Origin of the sequence: Streptomyces sp. NPDC052721 (genome assembly GCF_040678315.1) — a bacterium.
GTDB lineage: Bacteria > Actinomycetota > Actinomycetes > Streptomycetales > Streptomycetaceae > Streptomyces.
Map to the genome: position 1 here is coordinate 1 of NZ_JBFATL010000011.1, position 21,822 is coordinate 21,822.

Here is a 21,822-nt window from a genome sequence, read left to right on the forward strand (position 1 = left end):
CCTGTCCGAGGAGGAACTCGTGCCCCTGGTGACGCGGGACGCGATGGTCGGCGTGGCCAAGGTGACGGCACCATGAGCGCGCCCCTGGACATCGAAGGACCGGCCGCACCGCCCCGCTCCAACGGCGAGCTGGTGTTCGCCGAGCCCTGGGAGAGCCGCGCCTTCGGCATGGCAGTCAGCCTGTACGACGCCGGCGCGTTCACCTGGCCCGACTTCCAGGGCGCGCTGGCCGCCCGGATCGCGGCCTGGGAGTCCACGGCGGCACCGGACGAGCCATACGAGTACTACCGGCTCTGGCTCGCCGCCCTGGAGGACGTCCTCACCGGCCTGTGCGCCGTGACGGCGGAGGAGGTCACCGCGCGGGCTGAAACCCTGGCCCAGCGTCCTCCCGGCCACGACCACTCTGACGACCACGACCACGACCACGACCACCCTCACCCTCACCCTCACTGACCTGCGGAACTCTGAGCGGGACGGCCCTGATCCGCGCCCTTTCCCGCAAGGGAACCGGTTGCACGACAGGGCCGTCGCCGGAACGACCCGACCAGGGACACAGAAGGCGTCACGAGCGCCGGCAGCCCGGCGACGGTGGCCACCAGCGCACCGACCTGGATGGCGCCGAGCTGCTCAGAGCGTTCCGACGGCATCGTGACCCCCGATCGGACCGCCGTCAGTGTCATCAGCGTGAGGACCGATCCCCTCCTCATCCACCGGGTACCGGGCCGTCCCCTCCCCGCGACGCCGGCCTGGTCGCCCATCGCCGGCTGTGACGTCGTAGCCGCCCATCGCACAGCATCCCGTACCTCTCCGTCACCAGCGCCCCACTGGCCGGCTGTCGAACGAACGTTCTGACGGGACCGCCTGAAGCCCGAACCGGCGGCTGTCCCGGCCGCCGACGTCCCCCGAGAGCAGCGTCTGCGCCGCCCGGCCGTCCGACCTGCCGCCGCCGTTCCGGCCGCCTTCCGGTGCTGCGGAGTTCGACGCCACCACCCTCGTCACGTCCGCCGGAGAAACACCCGTGTACCGATCACTCCTTGTTCTGACCGCCGCGCTGTTCGCCATCGGAACCGACAGCTTCGTCATCGCTGGAATCCTGCCGGACGCGGCGCATTCCCTCGGCGTCGGCATCGGTTCCGCGGGATGGCTCATCACCGCTTACGCCTTCGCCTACGCCGTTCTCGGTCCCGTCATGGCGGCGTTCACCGCGCGTTGGCCGCGCCGCACGCTCTTCCTCACCGGCCTCGGCATATTCGTCGCGGGTAACCTCCTGACGGCTTTCGTCCCCGTTTTCGGTGTGGCCCTGGTCGCACGGGCCGTCGCCGGACTCGGTGGTGCCATGGTCAGCCCCACCGCCGTCGCGGCGGCCGCCGCACTCGCACCGCCGGAGCGCAGAGGCCGCGCCATCTCGACGGTTCTGGCCGGTCTCAGCGCGGCGACCGCGCTCGGTGCCCCCATAGGCACGGCCATCGGAAGCGTGACCGGCAACTGGCGGGCCACGATGCTGTTCGTGTCCGCCCTGGGTGTGCTCGCCGCCGCCGGAATCGCCCTGCTGCTGCCCAAGATCGCCAACCCACCGCTGGTGCCGCTCAGGGCCCGCGTCGCCCCGCTGGGCGATCGCCGTATCGGGATGACCCTGCTGACCACGCTCCTCGTCTTCACCGGCCTGTACATCGTCTACTCCTACATCGCGGAGAGTCTGGACCGCACCACCGGTGGCAGCGGCACCACCCTCGCGGCCCTGCTGTTCGTGTGGGGTGTGGCGGCCACCTTGGGAACGCTCGGATCGGGTGCCCTGGTCGACCGGCTCGGCGCACGACGCATCATCAACACCGCGATCGTCGTGCTCACCGTCGACTTCGCCCTGCTCCCCTGGTCGAGCGCGCACCTGGGCACCTCCATCGTGGCGCTGGTCGTCTGGGGCGTCTGCGCATGGGGTCTGCTGACCCCCCAGACCCACCGCCTGATCGAGGCCATGCCTACGGCGGCGCCCATGCTCACCGGCCTCAACACCGCGACGGTCTACGTCGGTGTCTCCATCGCACCGCCCCTCGGCCAGGTCGGCATCGCATGGCTCGACGCACACTGGCTCGGCCCCCTGGGCGCCGCACTGATCGCCCTCGGCCTCGTCACGGCGGAGACGGCACACTTCATCATCCGCCGCCACCAGGACCACACAGCCGCGGCGCACGCGGAGTCGCTCCCTGCGGCGACAGCACCCGAAGTCGGCGGAGCTTCCTGATCGCGGCACCCGCTTCCGCCGGCGTACCCGGTCGGGCGAGTGGTGACGGAAGTCCGGATCAGTGCACCGACTCCCCTCCCGGCCGGCGGCGGTGCCGCAGTCGGCGGGAAGGGACGAGACGCTTTCAGCCGCCGCCACCGGACGCCAGGTCAGGCACTGTCCCTGGCCGCGGGGGAGCAGCAAGCAGGCCGTCGCATTTACGAGCAGGCCCTCGTATCATGGCAGGGGAAAGACAGTGGAGGAGACCATGACAACCGCGCGGAATGACTCCAGCGACTCGTGCAACAGCCTGGCCCTACGCAAGGCCGCCCGCTATCTGGGCGCGACCTACGACAGGGCCCTGGCACCCGTCGGTCTTCGCGCGACGCAGTTCAGCATCCTGCAGAAGCTCAGCACCCAGGGCGAGATGACGATCACCAGTCTGGCCGAGGCGATCGCCATGGACCGCACGACGATGGCCTCCAACCTCAAGCCACTCGCCCGCGAGGGTCTGGTGACCGTCGAGACGTCTGCGGCGGATCGCCGGGCACGGATCGCCGCCATCACACCGGACGGCCGTGACCGGATGAAGGTGGCGATACCACTCTGGCGAGAGGTGCAGGCCCAGTTCGAGGAGAGCTTCGGAGCCGACGAGGCCGCCCGACTGCGCACCTCGCTCGGCGCCGTCCTGCACACCGGCTTCGAGCCCTGGGCGGAGTAGGCGACGTCCGGCGAGTGGTCTGTCATCACCGTGGGAGATCCCTCAGCCCGGGACAGGTCCCGGCCTTCGTGTCCAGTCGGAATGCCTGGCTGACCGTTCATGGCGGACGGGGGCCGATCGACCGTGTACGCTCCCGGACACCCCATCGCTCGCGTCCACACACGACACCCCGCCGCACCCCTGCCGCGACCGAAGCCTCGGCCGGCTCCCCCCGGGTGACGGTCGCCCGGTGCTGCGACAGCACCCCGGCCGCGGCGAGTCGGCGAAGGATCCGGCCCGCCTCCGCCTGACGCTCTCACCCGGGCTGCGGCATCCCGCTCCTCCGGCGAACCCGTCGGCCACAACCCACCGGCCGACTCCGCTTACATGCGTCGATGCCGTGCGGGCCTCGGCGGCGGGGCCGTTCGCGCGCCTCCGCGGCATGTGGTCCTGCCACCCCGAGCTGCCCGGCAGGGCCGGGCGGTGGTCGGACCGGCCAGGGGCGACAATTGTGCCCGGACCGAAGGCCGGCGGACCCCGTCGCGGGACCGCGAAGAAGTGGAGAGCTCGACACTCGGCGGAGAAGGCCGGGAGCGTCCTTGCGGGCTCAGCAATAAGAGCATATGCTCCTATTGGTGAGGGTGCGGGGTACCGCCGTACTCGAGCAACCACCGAACGCACGGACAGGTGCCTGCTTCCAAGGCCATCGCGGTGTCACCGCGCCGTTGCTGCCAGGAGCCATCTGCTGCCTCGATTTGTGCCCAGATAAGGAGCTTGATCAATGGCCGACAATCTTGTTCTCATGACCGGGGTTGGCGCCGTGGGCCGCTCGGTCCTCGCGCAGCTTCGCGCGCAGAACGTACCGGTGCGCGCGATGGTGCGTCGTGACGACGAGTCCGCTGACGCTCTGCGCGCGCTAGGTGCCGAGGTGGTGATCGGTGACCTGACGCGGCCGGAGACCGTGGAAGCCGCCCTGAAGGGCGCCGCACGGATGTACTTCGCGATGCCCGTATCGCCCGACCACCTCCTGGCAGCGACCGTGGTGGCCAGCGTGGCACGTGAGCACGGCCGGCTTGATGCCCTGGTGGCCATGTCACAGATGACGGTTTCCCAGATGACCGCGACGAGCACCGCGGAGTCGCATCAGCAGCGGCTGCACTGGCTCGCCGAGCAGGTGTTCAACTGGTCCGCTCTGCCTGTGGTGCACATCCGGCCCACCTCCTTCCTGGACAACCCTCTGTTCACCACCCTCGCAGCACGGACCATCCGGGAGAACGGCACCATCGCGCTGCCGTTCGGCACGGGACGCACCTCGCCGGTGGCTGTCGAAGACGTGGCGCGGGTGGTCGCCACCGTGCTCCGCGATCCTGCGGAGCACATCGGTGCCGTGTACGAGCTCACCGGTCCCCGCTCGGTGGACATGCACGAGATGGCCAAGGAGTTCAGCCGGGCGCTCGGCCGTGAGGTGTCGTACAACGACGTGCCGCTGGACCGCTGGCACGCCGAGGGATTGTCGAAGATGGGTCTGCCCGCGCACATCGAGCAGCACATCGTCACCATGGCGCGGTTGCACCAGGAGAACCGCTACGACCGGACTTCGGGGGACGTCGAACGTGTGACAGGCGTCCCCGCGCAGTCGATCGAGGCGTTCGTTGCCGCCCGCAAGGACTTGTACCGCGGCTGATCGATTCGAAAGCTGCGGTCCCCAGTCGGCCATGCCAGACGCCCTGACCTGTTCATCGCCATCCCGCCTACCGGGAGAGCTGCGACGTGCCTCGTGCCTCAACACACGCGGTGGCCCCAGGGCGGAGGCCCGTATCGCCGATCCCGGCTCCGTCGACTTCGACCTGCCGGGTACCGACGCCAGAAAGGGAAGTACATGACCACGTCCTCAGCGAAACCGCCCTCCCGAGCAGGTCATGATGCGCGGCCGCCGCATCATGACACCCGGGGGGTCTCACGTCGCGCCTTTGTCGGGGGCGCTACTGCCGTTGCCGCCGGTGTCGGGCTCGTGGGCACCTCCGCACTGCCTGCCGCAGCAGCCGCCCGAACCTCTCATGACTTCGGTTCCGTCTCCAGCGTTCCGGGACTCCCCGCAGCCTTCGAGCGCATCTTCACCAGCCGGCTCATCCGGGCCAATGGAATACGCCAGCACGCGGTAATCGGCGGCGACGGACCGCCGTTGCTCCTGGTGCACGGCTGGCCGCAGAACTGGTACGCCTGGCGCCTGATCATGCCCGAACTGGCCCGGCACTACACCGTGGTCGCCGTCGACCAGCGCGGCACCGGACTGACCGACAAGCCGAGCGACGGATACGACACCGCAACCCTCGCCGGCGACCTGACAGCGCTGATGGAAACCCTCGGCTACGACCGCTTCGCGGTGGTGGGCCATGACACCGGCATGCCGATCGGCTACGCGCTCGCCGCCGACCACCCGCACCGGGTCGAGCGGCTCGCCGTCGCGGAAGCCGTGATCCCCGGGGTGACGCCGTCACCGCCCTTGCTCGGTACTTCCCAGGCCAACAACATGCTCTGGCACTTCCCCTTCAACCGGCTGGAGCACGTCAACGAACTACTCGTTGCGGGCCGGGAGAACATCTACTTCGGCTGGCAGTTGGAGACGAAGGCCGCACGGAAGCTGCCCGACTATGCCACCCGCTACTACATTGAATCCCTCACCGCACACCGGCACGCACTGCGCGGCAGCTTCGGTTGGTACCGGCATCTCGACACCACCTTCACGCAGAACGCAGAACGCGTGAAGCGGCGCCTGGTCATGCCGGTCCTGGCGATCGGCGGAGCCGAAAGTGTCGGGCAGGGAGTCGCCACCACGATGAAGCTTGCCGCGGACAACGTGGAGACCCTGGTCATTCCAGGCAGCGGCCACTGGGTTGCCGAAGAAGCGCCCCAGGAGATCTTGACGGCCCTCATCACGTTCCTGGCCCCGTATCGAGCCGCCGCCCTGTCCCGCTCCCACTGACAGGCAGTCACATCTCGTACCCACCCTCAGAGGGTCCTATCCGTGCACCGAGACGGCCTCTTCAGCCGACGGTCAGGCTCGCACCACGGGAGGGGGGCGGATCGCCGGTTCTCCTTCCGCTCACCACGGTGACCGTCACCGGGCTCACGGTGCGCCGATACCGGCGGTCGTCCCCCGGGCAACTGCCCGGCTGCCCCGCCACGCACTCGAAGCGGACATCTCCGATGGCCGTCGTACCACCTGTGACTTCGTACCGCCGGTCGGGCTGGGACGCGTGCTCGGAGCCCTCCGTGGTGGCGACGGCGTCGCCGGGACGGTGCGCGTCGCTTCGCCGCTGCTGGGCTCGGCCACGTGGCCGAGCCCGTGGTCAGTCAGGTCCGTACGCCAGTTGAGCGCGATGACCGGTTCACAGGTCGGCCGCGTGATCGGGGACGTAGGTCTGCAGATCGCGCGGCGGCCGCTCGTAGCCGGTCGACGGCGGCCGATGCGGCAGTTCCGGAACCGGTGGGGGCACGTGGTGATAGGGGACCGAGCCGAGCAGGTGGGTGATCATGTTCAGCAGCGCCCGGCGCTTGCCGTCGCTCTCCACGACGTACCAGGGCGCCTCGGAGATGTCCGGGACGACTGACGGTGCGAGGGAGCGAGGCAGACGTGGGACGGCGGCGTGTGCTCACACCTTGAGGCTGAACCACGTCGTCTTCCCCCCGTCAGTGGGACGCACGCCCCAGTCGTCGGCGAGGGCCCGCACGAGCAGCAGGCCGCGCCCGGACTCCTCGTCCTCCGCCGCCAGGCGCGGCTGGGGCAGGTGGGGGCTGCGGTCGCTGATCTCCACGGTGAGATCGGTGTCCGTGCGGCACGCATGCACCCCGATGGGGCCCTGGGCGTGCTGCACGGCATTGGTGAGGATCTCGGAGAGCAGCAGGAGCGGGTCGTCCGCCGCGCCCACGCAGTCCCGTGTGCCCAGTGCCTTGCCGAGGAAGTCGCGGCCCGCCGGCACCGACTCGGGCGTGGCGGGCAGGTCCGTGGCGGCCGTGGCCGGCAGAGCCGCCGGGAGCTGCGTCAGCAGCAGCGTGACGTCGTCGTGGCCGTCCGCGTCGGGCAGCAGCGTCGACAGGACCTGGTCGGCGGCGGTCTCCAGGTCGGGTGCCGCGGTCGAGTGCGCATCCAGGGCGGCGACGAGTTGGGTGAGCTTGTCCTCGATAGCGGAGCCCTGTTCGCCGCGTCACATGGTCGCGCTGGAGGCTCGCCGGCGCGCTCGGTAAGCGCGCAGATTGGCGGCATTGCCACAGACCTTCACGCTGTGCCACACCCCGCTGTTGTTGCGGGAGCGGTCGAAGAAGGCGACCGCACAACGAGGGTTCCGACAGGTCTTGATCCGGCCCCACGACCCGTCCTGCTGGGCCTTGAACACCTCGATGGCTGCCAGGGAAGCCACTTTCCTCCAGCCGGAACCGCGGGGGACAGGCCGTACATGGCCGGAGTCGTCCCACTGCATGCTCACGGGAACCGCGGGCAGCGTCCTGGAAGCAGCACCCGCGGGGTGCTCCACTCCCTCGTCGGCAACCGCGACGGAGTGGCGCAGGTCGTCCCGGAAGTCGCGCAGTCCGTCGAGGTCGTCCTGTCCGAGGGTGACGCGGAAGGGCGCCACCGCTGTGGCCGTCGCCCACTCGGCAAGGGCACCGTTCAGCCACTCCTGCGCGGTGGACAGGTCGGCGAGGAGATCCTCACGGCGCGGCTTGCCCGCCGCGATCGTGTTCATGAGTTCCTGCACGAGTGCGAGCCCTCCGGGTGCCGGGTCCGCGTCGTATCGGGCAAGGGCTGACCAGCCCACTTTCTCCTCCCCAGGGTGTGAAATACGTCTTACTTCTTCAGGTGCCGGTGAGGCGTGGGGCGGGGTCGGGCGGCTCGGCGCCGTGCCGTAACCGTCGATCGAGACGACCGCGCCCGCCGGTGCCACCGCCACCTGCGCGTGCCAGTGGCCGGACGGCTCGCGCAGATGGTCGACGTACACCTTGATCGTCAGCGTCCGGCCGGGCTCCAGGGTTCCCGAGGACTGGCTGAAGTAGAGCCAGCCGGCCGACGTCGACACCGACCAGCGGACCTCGGACGCGCCGGACGCCGTGAGGGTGATCAGGGTCGTGTCGCCGTCGTTGGCGGCGCTGACATCGAGCTGTCCCGCGCCCTTCCCGCCCGTGCCGCCGACGCTGACCACCTCCACCGAGACGTCCGCCTTGCCGTTCTTGCCCATGCGGACGCCCGGCTTCACGCTGGCGTTGCCCGCGTTCTCGTAGCCGCCGGACGTGTCGCCGCCGAGCACCTCGGGACCCTGCGCCTCCCGCGCGGTCGCCGAGCGCCCGTCGGCCTCCCCGGCCGGCCCGCCCCGGTAGGCGGCCCAGAGGGCGAGGACCGGCGCGGCGACCACCGTGGCCACGACCGTCGTCGTGACCGCCCGCGCGCGGATGCGGTCACGGCGGGCCGCGCGGTCCTTGGGGTCCATCGGGAAGCCGCGCCGGTCGAAACGGGGTACGGCCGCGCCCCGCGCGCGCGGGTGGCGTGCCAGGGCCGCGCGCGGGGCCTCCAGGACGGGCAGCTCGGCGGGGGTGACCGTGGCGCCGGGCCAGCGGCCGGGGACCGCGCGCTCGGCGGTGCGGCGGCAGCGCGGACAGTCGTCGACGTGCCGGACCAGCTCGCGGCGCAGGGCCGTGCTGAGGACCAGCCGGTTGTCACCGGTGAGGTGGGCCACGCTCGGGCAGCCGCCCGTCTCGACCACGGCGAGGGCCGCGCGCGTGCGCTCGACCTCGCAGGCGGCGGAGGCGAGCAGCTCCCGCGCGGCGGCGGGCTCCATGCCGAGGACGGCGGCGACCTCGTGGGTGGCGAGGTGGTGACGGACGGCGAGTTCCAGTGCCTCGCGCTGCTCGGGCGTGGTGCCGGCGGCCTCCGGCCAGGCCAGCAGCGCGAGTTCGCGGCGGCGCTGCTCTTGGATCTCCGGAGGGAGGGCGCCGGCTGACGCGGGGGGCTCTTCACCGGTGGGGCCCGGAGTCCGGGAATTCTTGGCGGCCCCGGAGGGCGACTGAGTCCCGGCGGGGGGCCTGGCGGACCCGGACGCGGACCCTGCGGACCCGAACGCGGACCCTGCGGACCCGGAGCCGGCGAAGACTGCGGCCCCGGTGGGCCCGAACCCGGCGGACCCACAGGCCCCGGAAGGCCCGTCCACTCCCGCAGTCCCGACAGCCCCAGGCCCGGGCGTCCACGAAGTCCCGGCAGCGTCCGCAGTCCCGGCAGCGCCCGGAGTCCCGGATACCCCGGCGCCCCAGGCGGTGTCGGCCACCCCGGCGCCGCCCCCGCCGGCGCTCGCACCCCCGGCTCTTCCCTTCCCGGCGCCGGACTTCCTCCCGCCGCCGTGCGCCCCCTTGCCGGCGGCGCCCGTTCCGCCGCGCGCCACCCCGCCACGCCCCGCCGCATGCGTGGCCTGACGTTTCTGCTTGGCCTCGGCCAGCTTGCGCAGGCACGCCCAGCGGGCCAGCGCGTACAGCCAGGCCCTGAGGTCGCCGGGGGCGCCGGGGGCGCGGTGGCTGCGCCGTTCGGCCAGGGCGAGGACGTCGCCGAGGGCGGCGGTGGCCGTGTCGTGGTCGCACAGGACGGACAGGCAGTAGGTGAACAGGCCGTCCAGGTACGGCTCGTAGCGCGCCGGCGTGCGCTGGGCGACGGTGCGTGCGGCGGCGCGGTCGCGCGCCTCTTTCTCCTCACGGTTCTCGCGTGCTTCGCGTCGTGCGTCACGGGCCTCGCGTGCCCCGCGATGCGCCCGGTGCGCGCCTGTCGTGCGGGTGGTCGTCTCCGGACTGCTGCTCATCACCCGTGCGACCGTAGGCGGCGGCGGAGTGACCCTTCTGGAACCTTGAGCACTTTTAATCCGTACGGGTGAAACGATCCCTCATAAGGGGACACGAACCCTTTATTCCGCGGCTGGATCCCCGTGGGCGGTGGCGAGAACGGTTCCCCCACACGCGCTCCCCGCTCCTTCACGCCCGACCGCCGGTCCCGTTGTCAGTGCCCCGGGCTACGGTTTCCGCATGGCTGCCCGTACCAAGACGACCAAGGACCGCCCGTCCTACCGCTGCACCGAGTGCGGCTGGCAGACGGCCAAGTGGCTCGGCCGCTGCCCCGAGTGCCAGGCCTGGGGCACGGTCGAGGAGTACGGCGCGCCCGCGGTCCGGACCACGGCCCCGGGCCGAGTGAGCACCTCCGCGCTGCCCATCGGCCAGGTCGACGGCCGGCAGGCCACCGCCCGCACGACCGGCGTGCCGGAGCTGGACCGGGTGCTCGGCGGCGGCCTCGTGCCGGGCGCGGTCGTCCTGCTCGCGGGCGAACCCGGCGTCGGCAAGTCCACCCTGCTGCTGGACGTGGCCGCCAAGGCGGCCGACGCCGAGCACCGCACCCTCTATGTGACCGGCGAGGAGTCGGCGAGCCAGGTGCGGCTGCGCGCCGACCGCATCGGCGCGCTCCACGACCACCTCTACCTGGCCGCCGAGACCGACCTGTCCGCCGTCCTCGGCCACCTGGACGAGGTCAAGCCGTCCCTGCTGATCCTCGACTCGGTGCAGACGGTGGCCTCCCCGGAGATCGAGGGCGCGCCCGGCGGCATGGCCCAGGTCCGAGAGGTGGCGGGCGCGCTGATCCGGGCGTCCAAGGAACGGGGCATGTCCACGCTGCTCGTGGGCCACGTCACGAAGGACGGCGCCATCGCCGGGCCCCGCCTGCTGGAGCACCTGGTGGACGTCGTCCTGCACTTCGAGGGCGACCGGCACGCGCGCCTGCGTCTGGTGCGGGGCGTCAAGAACCGCTACGGGGCGACGGACGAGGTCGGCTGCTTCGAGCTGCACGACGAGGGCATCACGGGCCTCGCCGATCCCAGCGGGCTGTTCCTGACCCGCCGGGCCGAGCCGGTCCCGGGCACCTGCCTCACCGTCACCCTGGAGGGCCGCCGTCCGCTGGTGGCCGAGGTGCAGGCGCTGACCGTCGACTCCCAGATCCCCTCCCCGCGCCGCACGACGTCCGGCCTGGAGACCTCGCGCGTGTCGATGATGCTGGCCGTCCTGGAGCAGCGCGGCCGGATCAGCGCGCTCGGCAAGCGGGACATCTACTCGGCGACGGTCGGCGGCGTGAAGCTGTCGGAGCCGGCCGCCGACCTCGCCATCGCGCTCGCCCTCGCCTCCGCCGCCAGCGACACCCCGCTGCCGAAGAACCTGGTGGCGATCGGCGAGGTGGGGCTCGCGGGCGAGGTCAGACGGGTCACGGGCGTGCAGCGCAGGCTCGCCGAGGCGCACCGGCTGGGCTTCACGCACGCGCTCGTACCGGCCGATCCGGGGAAGGTGCCGCCCGGCATGAAGGTCCTGGAAGTCGCCGACATGGGCGACGCGCTCCGGGTCCTGCCGCGCTCCCGTCGCCGAGAGGCCCCGCGGGAGGCGGAGGAGCGCCGGTAGACTTTGCCCAGGTCTCGCCCGTCCGTACGAACCGAGTGCGGCTGCGGGAGCGCGTCAGAACCTGCGACCGGAGGAGTGCAGTGGCAGCCAACGACCGGGCAGCAGCTCCCGGCAAGTCCGGTGGGAGTGCCGGTTCCGATGGTCTGATGCGCGCCTCGCTGAGCGCCGTGGCACCCGGTACGGCCTTGCGTGACGGCCTGGAGCGCGTCCTGCGCGGCAACACCGGCGGGCTCATCGTCCTCGGCTCGGACAAGACGGTCGAGGCGATGTGCACGGGCGGTTTCGTGCTGGACGTCGAGTTCACCGCGACCCGGCTGCGGGAGCTGTGCAAGCTGGACGGCGGCATCGTGCTGTCGTCGGACCTGTCGAAGATCCTGCGCGCGGGCGTCCAGCTGGTCCCGGACCCGACGATCCCGACGGAGGAGACGGGCACGCGGCACCGCACGGCGGACCGCGTGAGCAAGCAGGTCGGCTTCCCGGTGGTCTCGGTCTCCCAGTCGATGCGGCTGATCGCTCTCTACGTGGACGGTCAGCGGCGCGTCCTGGAGGACTCGGCGGCGATCCTGTCCCGCGCGAACCAGGCGCTGGCGACCCTGGAGCGGTACAAGCTCCGGCTGGACGAGGTCGCGGGCACGCTGTCGGCGCTGGAGATCGAGGACCTGGTCACGGTCCGTGACGTGTCGGCGGTCGCGCAGCGGCTGGAGATGGTCCGCCGTATCGCCACCGAAATCGCCGAGTACGTGGTCGAGCTGGGCACGGACGGCCGTCTTCTCGCCCTTCAGCTGGAGGAGTTGATCGCCGGGGTCGAACCCGACCGCTCGCTGGTCGTCCGCGACTACGTCCCCGAGCCGACGGCGAAGCGGTCCCGCACGGTCGACGAGGCGCTGGCCGAGCTGGACGCGCTGAGCCACGCGGAGCTGCTGGAACTCGGCACGGTGGCACGGGCGCTGGGCTACACGGGGTCTCCCGAGACGCTCGACTCGGCGGTGTCCCCGCGGGGGTTCCGGCTGCTGGCCAAGGTGCCGCGGCTGCCGGGAGCCATCATCGACCGGCTCGTGGAGCATTTCGGGGGCCTGCAGAAGCTGCTCGCCGCGAGCGTCGACGACCTGCAGACCGTGGACGGGGTCGGCGAGGCCCGCGCGCGGAGCGTACGGGAGGGGCTGTCGCGCCTGGCGGAGTCGTCGATCCTGGAGCGCTACGTCTGAGGTCCGGCCGGGCGTCTGACAGCTCGGGGCCGGATGCCCTGTGGCGGCTGCGGGTGCGCCGTGGTTTTCCGCACCCACGCGGCGGAGCCGCATATCGACACAGCCCCGCGCCCCTTCGATGCGCTCCTCTAGTCCGCCGACAGCACGAACGACGCGTGCGTCTTCCCGAACCCCGGGGTCTTGGCCTCCAGCAGGTACGTGCCCGGCTTCGCGGAACCCCCGGAGGGCGTCGCGCAGTGGGCCGCGCTCGGTTTGCGGTCCCACTTCACGGTGTAGGTGATGCTCTGCCCGGCGGGCACCCGGAACACCAGCCTGCCCGTGCCCTCGGGACAGTCGGCCGACGACCAGAACGTGTCGTCGCCGTCCGCCGGCGTGACCGTCAACACCGCGTTCTTCGGACCGAGATCGACCTTGCAGTCGGCCGACGAGCTGTTCTTCGCGGTGAGTTCGAACGTCGGCGTCTGGTCCGGCGAGTAGGAGTTGTGCACGCTGCGCAGGCTCAACGCCACCGCTCCGGCCGTGCAGTCGGGCAGCGTGGAGGACGCCGGGAGCGTGTCGCCCGTACCGACGCCGCCGCCACCGGACGCCGTACCCGAAGCCGAGCCGTCACCGGCGCCCGAGGAACCGCCGTCCCCGCCGTCCCCGCCGTCCCCGCCGTCCCCGCCAGAGGCGGAGCCGGAACCGGAGCCGGAGCCGGAGCCGCTGCCGCTGGAGTCCCCGCCGCCCGACTCGTCGCGTCCGCCGGGGTGTTGGCTGATGGCGGGACCGGACGAACTGGGACCCGGCGTGATGGTGTGTGTGGGATTCTTGCCGTTGGACCCGTCGGTGTTCTTCTTGCCCCCGCCGCCGGCGGTGACGATCCATGTGATCACCAGCGCCAACAGGGCGACCACGGACAGCAGTACGGCCCTCCGACGCCAGTAGATGGAGGAGGGAAGCGGCCCGACCGGATTGCGCAGAGATCCCACGGCGCAAACTGTACGAGAGATCGCCGCGCTTGCTCGCGCCACCCGCCGCGCCGGCGCCAACTTTTCCGGATCATCATCCCGGCAACTGCCGCGGACGGCGCGGTTCTTCGTGTTCCGCCACGCTCGGTGACCGTGCCGTCACCCTTCGGGCCCGCCAACCCGTGGCAGGATCGGAAGGGCCATGACTGAGAAGCTGCACGCCCCCGTGATCGCCTGGTTCGACGCCCACGCCCGTGACCTCCCCTGGCGCCGCCCGGAGGCGGGCCCGTGGGGCGTGATGGTCAGCGAGTTCATGCTCCAGCAGACCCCGGTGAACCGGGTGCTGCCCGTCTACGAGGAGTGGCTGGCCCGCTGGCCGCGCCCGGCCGACCTGGCGAAGGAGGCGCCCGGCGAGGCGGTGCGCGCCTGGGGCCGGCTCGGATATCCGCGCCGCGCCCTGCGCCTGCACGGCGCGGCGGTCGCCATAACGGAGCGGCACGGCGGTGACGTACCGACGGATCACGCGCAGCTGCTCGCGCTGCCCGGCATCGGTGAGTACACGGCCGCCGCGGTGGCCTCGTTCGCGTACGGGCAGCGGCACGCGGTGCTGGACACCAATGTGCGCCGGGTGCTCGCACGGGCGGTGACCGGGGTGCAGTACCCGCCGAACGCGACCACCGCCGCCGAGCGGCGCCTGGCGCGGGAGCTGCTGCCGGAGGACGAGCGGACCGCCGCGCGGTGGGCCGCCGCCTCCATGGAGCTGGGCGCGCTGGTGTGCACGGCGAAGAACGAGGGGTGCCCGCGGTGCCCGATCGCCGCGCAGTGCGCCTGGCGGCTCGCGGGCAAGCCGGAGCACGCGGGTCCGCCGCGCCGCGGGCAGACGTACGCCGGTACGGACCGGCAGGTGCGCGGCAAGCTGCTGGCCGTGCTGCGGGAGGCGCACGCGCCGGTGCCGCAGGCGGCGCTGGACCGGGTGTGGCACGAGCCGGTGCAGCGGGCGCGCGCGCTCGACGGGCTGGTCGCGGACGGTCTGGTGGAGCCGCTTCCGGGTGGTCTCTATCGGCTGCCGCTCGGCTGACGCACAGCCAAGTGACAGAAGCTCGGCACCCGTTACAGAGGTTCCGCCCGGTCAAATCGCCTCATATCGGCGCAAACTCCCCGCTCGCTCTACCCCGTTCCCACGTCCGTTACACAACCGACGGATAGCCGATTGCCAGCCGCAGGCTGGTCCGCACAGCCTCGTGACAACCACTCCGTAGCTTCTTCTCCGTGCCCGGCGGACCACCGGGCACGACGAGAGCGGGACTTCGGGCAAGAGCCGGAAGCACAACGGGGAACGGAGGCGGTTGATCATGGCGCAGGGCGAGGTGCTCGAATTCGAGGAGTACGTCCGCAGCCGGCAGGACGCGCTGCTGCGCAGCGCCCGTCGGCTGGTCCCGGACCCGGTCGACGCCCAGGACCTGCTGCAGACGGCACTGGTGCGGACGTACGGCCGCTGGGAGGGCATCGCCGACAAGCGGCTCGCCGACGCCTATCTGCGCCGGGTCATGATCAACACACGGACCGAGTGGTGGCGTGCGCGCAAGCTGGAGGAAGTGCCGACCGAGCAGCTGCCGGACGCCTGTGTGGAGGACTCCACCGAGCAGCACGCCGACCGGGCTCTGCTGATGGACGTCATGAAGGTGCTCGCACCGAAGCAGCGCAGTGTCGTGGTGCTGCGACACTGGGAGCAGATGTCCACTGAGGAGACGGCCGCTGCCCTCGGCATGTCGGCCGGTACGGTCAAGAGCACGCTGCACCGGGCGCTCGCCCGGCTCCGTGAGGAGCTGGAGGCCCGCGATCTGGACGCACGCGCTCTGGAGCGTGAGGAGCGGGAGCGTTGCGCGGCCTGACCGGGGCCGGGCCCGACCGGGCCCGAGGCAGTACACAGGCGGTGATCGCGGTGGGGGCCGCGCTCGCCGCCCCCGCCCTTTTCCTCGCCGCGTGCGGCAGCGGGGGCACGGGCGCGCGGGACGAGGGCCCGGCCCACGCCTCGGCGGTGGCCGGGGCCGTCGCCTCCCCCTCCCCCAGCCCGTCCGAGCACTACCGGCGGGTGGACCCCGTCGCGCTGATCAAGAGCGACCCCGAGGTGTCGCCGGCGGTCAAGCGGGAGCTGAAACCGTGCAACGGCGATGAGTACCCGGTCGACGTCTCCTACGGGAATCTGACCGGGGCCCCGGTGGACGACGTCGTCGTCAACGTACTCACCTGCGCCGACGCGGTCGGCATCGGCTCGTACGTGTACCGGGACGACGACGGCTCCTTCAGGAACGTCTTCAAGACCGAGGAGTCCCCGGTCTACGCGGAGATCGACCAGGGCGTCCTGTCGGTGACCAGGCAGTACTACGAGAAGGGCGACCCGATCTCCAGCCCGTCCGGTGAGATCGTGACCCCGTACACCTGGAAGGCGGGACGGTTCGCCCAGGGCAAACCCACGCGCAACGAGTACAGCAAGTCCGCCGGCGGGGGTCCGACACCGGTACCGGACAGCTGACCACCCCGCCCCGCACACCTGACCGCCCCACCTACCCCACGAGGACTGAGAGCACCGGGATGGCAGACCAGACCCACGTCCTGTTCGTCGAGGACGACGACGTCATCCGCGAGGCCACCCAGCTCGCCCTGGAGCGGGACGGCTTCGCGGTCACCGCGATGCCCGACGGCCTGTCGGGCCTGGAGGCGTTCCGGGCGAACCGCCCCGACATCGCGCTGCTGGACGTCATGGTGCCGGGCCTGGACGGCGTCAGCCTGTGCCGCCGGATCCGTGACGAGTCGACCGTGCCGGTGATCATGCTGTCGGCGCGGGCCGACTCCATCGATGTCGTCCTGGGCCTGGAGGCGGGCGCCGACGACTACGTGACCAAGCCCTTCGACGGTGCCGTGCTCGTCGCCCGCATCCGCGCGGTGCTGCGCCGCTTCGGACACGCCGGCGGATCCGCGCAGGCGGAGGAGGCCGCGTCGACGGCCGGCGGCGGCCCGCTCGCCTTCGGGGACCTGGAGATCGACACCGACGGCATGGAGGTGCGCCGGGCCGGGCAGCCGGTGGCGCTGACGCCGACCGAGATGCGGCTGCTGCTGGAGTTCTCCGCCGCGCCGGGTACCGTACTCTCCCGCGACAAGCTGCTGGAGCGGGTCTGGGACTACGGCTGGGGCGGCGACACCCGGGTCGTGGACGTGCATGTGCAGCGGCTGCGGCAGAAGATCGGCCAGGACCGGATCGAGACGGTCCGCGGCTTCGGCTACAAGCTGAAGGCCTGAGCGGAGCGGCGGTATGCGGGGGATTCTGCGGCATCCGGTCCGGCGCATGGAGCGCGCGGGCCTGCGCACCGGGCTCAGGTGGAAGGTCAGCGCGGCCATCGCGCTCGTGGCCGGGCTGGTGGCGATCGTACTGAGCCTGGTCGTGCACAACGCGGCACGCGTCTCGATGCTGGACAACGCGCGCGAGCTCGCCAACGACCGGGTCCTGATGGCCCAGCGCAACTACGAGCTGAACCGGGGGCCGGTCTTCCCCTACGTCAAGGTCGACGACCCGGAGCTGCCGGCCGCGCTGCGCGAGAAGGTCGAGCGGGGCCGCCGGGCGAGCGATGTCTCCGAGCACCACGGCGCGGCGGACATCTGGGCGGCCGTACCGGTGAAGGACGGGCATGTGCTGTCCCTGCACAGCCATCTGCCCGACCGCAGCACCGACATGCTGCAGGACCTGGACCAGGCCCTGGTCATCGGCTCGGTCGCGGTCGTGCTCGGCGGCAGCGCGCTGGGCGTGCTGATCGGCGGGCAGCTGTCCCGGCGGCTGCGCAAGGCGGCGGCCGCCGCGAACCAGGCCGCGGCCGGCGAGACCGACGTCCGGGTGCAGGAGGCCATCGGCGGGGTCGTACGGGACGAGACCGACGAACTCGCGCGCGCGGTGGACGCCATGGCGGACGCGCTGCGGCAGCGCCTGGAGGCCGAGCGGCGGGTCACCGCGGACATCGCGCACGAGCTGCGCACCCCGGTGACGGGTCTGCTGACGGCCGCCGAGCTGCTGCCGCCCGGCCGGCCCACGGAACTGGTCCTGGACCGGGCCAAGGCCATGCGCACCCTGGTCGAGGACGTCCTGGAGGTGGCCCGGCTGGACGGGGCCTCGGAGCGGGCGGAGCTGCAGGACATCATGCTCGGCGAGTTCGTCAGGCGCCGGGTGGCCGCCAAGGATCCGGACATCGCCGTACGGGTGGTGCACGAGTCGGAGGTCACCACCGACCCACGGCGGCTGGAGCGGGTGCTGTTCAACCTGCTCGCCAACGCCGCCCGGCACGGCCGGCCACCGATCGAGGTCACCGTGGAGGGGCGGGTCATCCGGGTCCGCGACCACGGCCCCGGCTTCCCGGACGAGCTGCTCGCCGAGGGGCCGAGCCGGTTCCGCACCGGCAGCAAGGACCGCGCCGGGCAGGGCCACGGCCTCGGTCTGACCATCGCGGCGGGCCAGGCGCGCGTGCTGGGCGCCCGGCTGACGTTCCGCAACGTACGGCCCGCGGGGGCGCCCGCAGGCGTTCCCGCGGAGGGTGCGGTGGCCGTCCTGTGGCTGCCGGAGCACGCCCCGACCAACACGGGCAGCTATCCGACGCTGCCCGCGTCCGGCGGCGCCTCGGTGCCGTAGGCAGGCACCGCTCGCCGGGCTCGGGAGATGTGAGGGTTCACCGCTCGCCGAGGAGACCCCCCGGCCGAGCGGGGACGCCGGCCCCGGCGCCCCTCCCGCCATCGCGTCGGACTGCTCAGGTCGTCGCCACCACCAGTTCCTCCGCTCTCGACGGCCGTAGCCCGTCCGGTCGGCCGGCGAAGTAGCGGCGGGCGAGTTCCTCCGCCGGTATGTGGCGGGCGTCGCGGAAGCCGGCCTCGCGGGTCAGGGCCACCATCCGCTGGGGCGTGAAGTAGCTGAGGAACGGCGTGCCGGACGCGCGCGCACCCCGCTCCGCCGCCTCGTGGAAGGGCCGCAGCTCCGGCTCGACGTCCGCGGCCGGCCGCAGGAACGTGGTGGCGAGTGTGGAGCCCGGAGCGAGCGTCGCGACCTGCCGGAAGCTCGCGGTGACGGCGTCCCGCGTGAGGTACATGGTCACGCCGGTGCAGGCCACGACCGCCGGGCGGCCCGGGTCGAGACCGGCCGCGAGCAGCCGCCCCCACCAGTCCTTCTCGAAGTCGACCGGCACCAGCCGCAGCCGGTCGGGCACCTCGTAGCCGAGCGCGGCGAGCCGGCGCCGCTTCCACTCCTGCGGCCCGGGCCGGTCCGCCTCGAACACCCGCAGCCCCGCGGCGATCTCCGGCCGCCGCTGGGCGAACGTGTCGAGCCCGGCGCCGAGGACGACGTACTGGTCGACGCCCCGCGCGGCCTGCTCCACGACGAGGTCCTCGACGAACCGGGCGCGGGCCGCGATGGACGCCCGCACGGGCCGGGTGTCCCGCTCGTCCATGTCGGGGCGGGAACGCCAGTCGTCACCGGGATCCGCCAGGCGCAGGCCGATCTCGTCCTCGATGACGTGCGGCGGCGGATCGGCCCGGACGTGCAGCGCCCGCCACAGGGCGACCCGCACCGCCGTGTGGTCCGGCAGTACGGCAGGTTCCGCGGTCACCCGAAGTCCTTGGAGAAGTCCAGCTCCTCGCTGCGCTCGGTCAGCGAGTACCAGTTGCCGCTGTCGTCGCGGAAGATCGCCTCGATGCCGTACGGCCGCTCCTTCGGCTCCTGGACGAACTCCACTCCGCGTGCCTTGAAGGCCGCGTAGTCGCCCCGGCAGTCGTCCGTGTGGAACGCCCCGGCCCCCAGTACTCCCTTGGCGACCAGCTTCTTCAGCGCCTCGGCGGACTCGGGGTCCAGGCCCGGGCCGTCCAGGCTCATCAGCGCCAGCTCCAGGTCGGGCTGGTCCTTGGCGCCGACGGTGATCCAGCGCATGTCGCCCAGGGCGAGGTCGGTGCGCACCTCGAAGCCCAGCTTCTCGGTGAAGAAGGCCTTCGTCCGCTGCTGGTCGGTGGTCCACACGGTGCTGATGGCCAGGCCTTTGATCATGGCTGCGCTCTCCTGTCACGAGGCTGCTGTTCCTGCTCGTCACCGTAGGCAGGGCCGGGCGCGGCGCGCTTCTTCGATGTTGCGGTGTTGAAACCGCCGGCCCAGAGCATGGCGTAGCAGCCGGGTATGAGGGCGGCGCCGCGGCCGACGTGCTTCGCCCGGTACTCGCTCGGGGTGAGGCCGGTGCGGGCCTTGAAGCGGGCGGAGAACGTGCCGAGGCTGCTGAAGCCGACCAGGGTGCAGATCTCGGTCACCGTGAGGTTGGCGGTGCGCAGCATCTCCTCGGCGCGCTCGATCCGCCGGTGGGTGAGGTAGTGGCCGGGTGTCTCGCCGTAGGCCTCCTTGAAGGCGCGCAGGAAGTGATACCGCGAGTACCCGGCGTGCGCCGCCACCACGTCCAGGTCGAGGCCCGGGTCGGCCCAGTCCCGGTCCATGGCGTCCTTGGCCAGACGCAGGCGGCGGATTTTGTCCATGGCCCGATGGTGACACGGGGGTCTGACATCGGGGCCGTGACCGAAACGGCCGAAGGCCCCGGCGCTGCGGACGCGCACCGGGGCCTTCGGGCTCAGGCAGACTCAGACGGCCTCGACCACGGCCACCGGCGCGGCGTCGGCACCCTCGGTGGCAGCCTTCGGCCCGCCCTTGAGCGGCACCTCCTTGACGAACAGCGCCGCGATCAGCACCAGCACCGAGATCCCGGCCCCGAGCAGGAAGGCGGAGTGCGTGCCCGAGGACACCGCGTGCTGGTACGCCTCGCGGACCACCGCCGGGAGCTTCTCCAGGCTCTTCGCGTCCAGCTGCGCCGACTTCTCGGTGATGTTCTTGCCGAGCGCGCCGGCCCGCTCGGCCATGACGTCCTGGACCCGGTGGTTGAACAGTGCGCCCATGATGGCCACGCCGAAGGACGAGCCGAGCGTACGGAACAGGGTGGTCGAGGAGGACGCCACGCCCATGTCCTTCATCTGGACGCTGTTCTGCGCGACCAGCATGGTGATCTGCATCAGGCAGCCCATGCCCGCGCCGACCACGGCCATGTAGAGGCCGGAGGTCAGGCGGGTCGTCTCGGTGTCCATCAGGGACAGCAGGTACAGGCCGACGGTCATCAGGACGCCGCCGACGATCGGGAAGATCTTGTACCGGCCGCTGTTGGTGGTGACCCGGCCGGCGACCATCGAGGTCACGAGCATCGCGCCGAGCATCGGCAGCAGCAGCAGTCCGGAGTTGGTGGCGGAGGCGCCCTGCACGGCCTGCTGGTACAGCGGCAGGAACAGGGTGGCGCCGAACATCACGAAGCCGGTGATGAAGCCGATGACCGACATCAGGGTGAAGTTGCGGCTCCTGAAGATGTGCAGCGGCACGACCGGCTCGGCGGCCTTGGTCTGCCAGAACACGAACCCGACCAGCGCGGCCACGCCGATGCCGGTCAGCTCCATGATCCGCGCGGAGGTCCAGGCGTACTCGGTGCCGCCCCAGGTGGTGACCAGCACGATGGAGGTGATGCCGACGGTCAGCAGCAGCACGCCCAGGTAGTCGATGCCCGCCTTGGACCGCTTCTTCGGCAGGTGCAGTACGGCGGTGACGAGCGCGAGGGCGACCGCGCCGAGCGGCAGGTTGATGTAGAAGGCCCAGCGCCAGCCCCAGTTGTCGGTGATGGTGCCGCCGACGAGCGGACCGCCGATCATCGCCAGCGCCATCACGCCGGCCATCATGCCCTGGTACTTGCCCCGCTCCCGCGGCGGGATCAGATCGCCGATGATCGCCATGACGCCGACCATCAGACCGCCGGCGCCCAGGCCCTGCACGGCCCGGAACCCGATCAGCTGGCCCATGTCCTGGGCCATGCCGCTCAGCGCCGAGCCGAGGAGGAAGATCACGATCGAGCTGAGGAAGGCGCCCTTGCGCCCGTACATGTCGCCGATCTTGCCCCAGACGGGGGTGGAGGCCGCGGTGGCCAGGGTGTACCCGGTGACGACCCAGGAGAGGTGCTCCAGGCCGCCCAGTTCGCCCACGATCGTCGGCATCGCCGTGCCGACGATCATGTTGTCCAGCATCGCGAGCATCATCGCGATCATCAGTGCGAGCAGCACCACCCGCACACTCCGGGGCTGTTTGCCCTCGGCCGCACTCTGGGGCTGTCCGCCCTCCGCCATGACACCTTCGACCGTGTCCGCCATCGTCTTCCCATTCCCCCTGCGGAAGCTACTTACTTGCCGCCCGGC

General features: G+C 71.7%; 19 protein-coding genes and 1 pseudogene. 12 read left to right on the forward strand and 8 right to left on the reverse strand.

Going from position 1 to position 21,822, the window contains the following annotated elements; all coding sequences use genetic code 11:
- Positions 1 to 72 precede the first annotated feature (72 nt).
- From AB0L21_RS13200 to AB0L21_RS13220, 5 genes are all read left to right on the forward strand, one after another.
- Positions 73 to 453, forward strand: coding sequence for a nitrile hydratase accessory protein (locus AB0L21_RS13200; protein WP_365783952.1), 381 nt, complete (start codon positions 73 to 75; stop codon positions 451 to 453).
- A 565-nt stretch (positions 454 to 1,018) separates the two neighbouring features.
- On the forward strand, positions 1,019 to 2,239 hold the full coding sequence (locus AB0L21_RS13205; protein ID WP_365783954.1) for an MFS transporter: 1,221 nt from the start codon (positions 1,019 to 1,021) through the stop codon (positions 2,237 to 2,239).
- A 247-nt stretch (positions 2,240 to 2,486) separates the two neighbouring features.
- Positions 2,487 to 2,939 carry a MarR family winged helix-turn-helix transcriptional regulator gene (locus tag AB0L21_RS13210; RefSeq protein WP_365783956.1) on the forward strand — a complete coding sequence of 151 codons (453 nt, stop codon included), beginning with the start codon at positions 2,487 to 2,489 and terminating at the stop codon, positions 2,937 to 2,939.
- A 760-nt stretch (positions 2,940 to 3,699) separates the two neighbouring features.
- The gene (locus AB0L21_RS13215) at positions 3,700 to 4,602 is read left to right on the forward strand and encodes an NAD(P)H-binding protein (RefSeq protein WP_365783958.1); all 903 of its coding nucleotides are present in this window, start codon (positions 3,700 to 3,702) and stop codon (positions 4,600 to 4,602) included.
- A gap of 327 nt (positions 4,603 to 4,929) precedes the next feature.
- Positions 4,930 to 5,901, forward strand: a complete 972-nt coding sequence (locus tag AB0L21_RS13220) for an alpha/beta hydrolase (RefSeq protein ID WP_365783960.1) — start codon at positions 4,930 to 4,932, stop codon at positions 5,899 to 5,901.
- A gap of 406 nt (positions 5,902 to 6,307) precedes the next feature.
- Here AB0L21_RS13220 and AB0L21_RS13225 read toward each other — a convergent pair.
- The 3 genes and pseudogenes from AB0L21_RS13225 to AB0L21_RS13235 form a co-directional block, all read right to left on the reverse strand.
- Positions 6,308 to 6,517 (reverse strand): annotated as a pseudogene (locus tag AB0L21_RS13225) (polyphosphate kinase 2); the annotation flags it as partial.
- A gap of 54 nt (positions 6,518 to 6,571) precedes the next feature.
- Entirely contained in the window at positions 6,572 to 7,102 is a 531-nt protein-coding gene (locus tag AB0L21_RS13230) for an ATP-binding protein (protein WP_365784125.1), read from the reverse strand.
- A 21-nt stretch (positions 7,103 to 7,123) separates the two neighbouring features.
- Positions 7,124 to 9,751, reverse strand: a complete 2,628-nt coding sequence (locus AB0L21_RS13235) for a CGNR zinc finger domain-containing protein (protein WP_365783962.1) — start codon at positions 9,749 to 9,751, stop codon at positions 7,124 to 7,126.
- Between the two features lie 220 nt (positions 9,752 to 9,971).
- Here AB0L21_RS13235 and radA point away from each other — a divergent pair, with 220 nt between their 5' ends.
- Complete coding sequence (gene radA, locus AB0L21_RS13240; protein ID WP_365699247.1) at positions 9,972 to 11,381, forward strand: DNA repair protein RadA; 1,410 nt, start codon at positions 9,972 to 9,974, stop codon at positions 11,379 to 11,381.
- 80 nt (positions 11,382 to 11,461) lie between these two features.
- Positions 11,462 to 12,586, forward strand: coding sequence for a DNA integrity scanning diadenylate cyclase DisA (disA, locus tag AB0L21_RS13245; RefSeq protein ID WP_365699246.1), 1,125 nt, complete (start codon positions 11,462 to 11,464; stop codon positions 12,584 to 12,586).
- 128 nt (positions 12,587 to 12,714) lie between these two features.
- On the opposite strand, the gene AB0L21_RS13250 is transcribed toward disA, so the two are convergent.
- Positions 12,715 to 13,554, reverse strand: coding sequence for a hypothetical protein (locus AB0L21_RS13250; protein ID WP_365783964.1), 840 nt, complete (start codon positions 13,552 to 13,554; stop codon positions 12,715 to 12,717).
- 181 nt (positions 13,555 to 13,735) lie between these two features.
- Here AB0L21_RS13250 and AB0L21_RS13255 point away from each other — a divergent pair, with 181 nt between their 5' ends.
- The 5 genes from AB0L21_RS13255 to cseC all read left to right on the forward strand — a co-directional run bounded on the left by AB0L21_RS13255 (position 13,736) and on the right by cseC (position 18,205).
- Entirely contained in the window at positions 13,736 to 14,611 is an 876-nt protein-coding gene (locus tag AB0L21_RS13255; RefSeq protein WP_365699244.1) for an A/G-specific adenine glycosylase, read from the forward strand.
- 274 nt (positions 14,612 to 14,885) lie between these two features.
- Positions 14,886 to 15,425, forward strand: a complete 540-nt coding sequence (locus AB0L21_RS13260; RefSeq protein WP_365699243.1) for a SigE family RNA polymerase sigma factor — start codon at positions 14,886 to 14,888, stop codon at positions 15,423 to 15,425.
- The gene (locus AB0L21_RS13265; protein ID WP_365783966.1) at positions 15,413 to 16,066 is read left to right on the forward strand and encodes a hypothetical protein; all 654 of its coding nucleotides are present in this window, start codon (positions 15,413 to 15,415) and stop codon (positions 16,064 to 16,066) included. The genes AB0L21_RS13260 and AB0L21_RS13265 overlap by 13 nt, the downstream gene beginning before the upstream one ends.
- Positions 16,067 to 16,125: 59 nt before the next feature.
- Positions 16,126 to 16,830: a two-component system response regulator CseB gene (gene cseB, locus AB0L21_RS13270; protein WP_365699241.1), complete on the forward strand. Its 705-nt coding sequence runs from the start codon at positions 16,126 to 16,128 to the stop codon at positions 16,828 to 16,830.
- 13 nt (positions 16,831 to 16,843) lie between these two features.
- A complete protein-coding gene (gene cseC, locus AB0L21_RS13275; protein WP_365699240.1) occupies positions 16,844 to 18,205 on the forward strand; it encodes a two-component system sensor histidine kinase CseC in 1,362 nt (453 codons plus the stop codon).
- Positions 18,206 to 18,320: 115 nt separating this feature from the next.
- On the opposite strand, the gene AB0L21_RS13280 is transcribed toward cseC, so the two are convergent.
- The 4 genes from AB0L21_RS13280 to AB0L21_RS13295 all read right to left on the reverse strand — a co-directional run bounded on the left by AB0L21_RS13280 (position 18,321) and on the right by AB0L21_RS13295 (position 21,753).
- Entirely contained in the window at positions 18,321 to 19,172 is an 852-nt protein-coding gene (locus AB0L21_RS13280) for a class I SAM-dependent methyltransferase (protein WP_365699239.1), read from the reverse strand.
- Complete coding sequence (locus AB0L21_RS13285) at positions 19,169 to 19,603, reverse strand: VOC family protein (RefSeq protein ID WP_365783968.1); 435 nt, start codon at positions 19,601 to 19,603, stop codon at positions 19,169 to 19,171. Before AB0L21_RS13285 ends, AB0L21_RS13280 begins: the two co-directional genes overlap by 4 nt.
- On the reverse strand, positions 19,600 to 20,076 hold the full coding sequence (locus tag AB0L21_RS13290) for a helix-turn-helix transcriptional regulator (RefSeq protein ID WP_365699237.1): 477 nt from the start codon (positions 20,074 to 20,076) through the stop codon (positions 19,600 to 19,602). The genes AB0L21_RS13285 and AB0L21_RS13290 overlap by 4 nt, the downstream gene beginning before the upstream one ends.
- 102 nt (positions 20,077 to 20,178) lie before the next feature.
- Entirely contained in the window at positions 20,179 to 21,753 is a 1,575-nt protein-coding gene (locus AB0L21_RS13295) for an MDR family MFS transporter (protein WP_365784126.1), read from the reverse strand.
- Between the last annotated feature and the right edge of the window lie 69 nt (positions 21,754 to 21,822).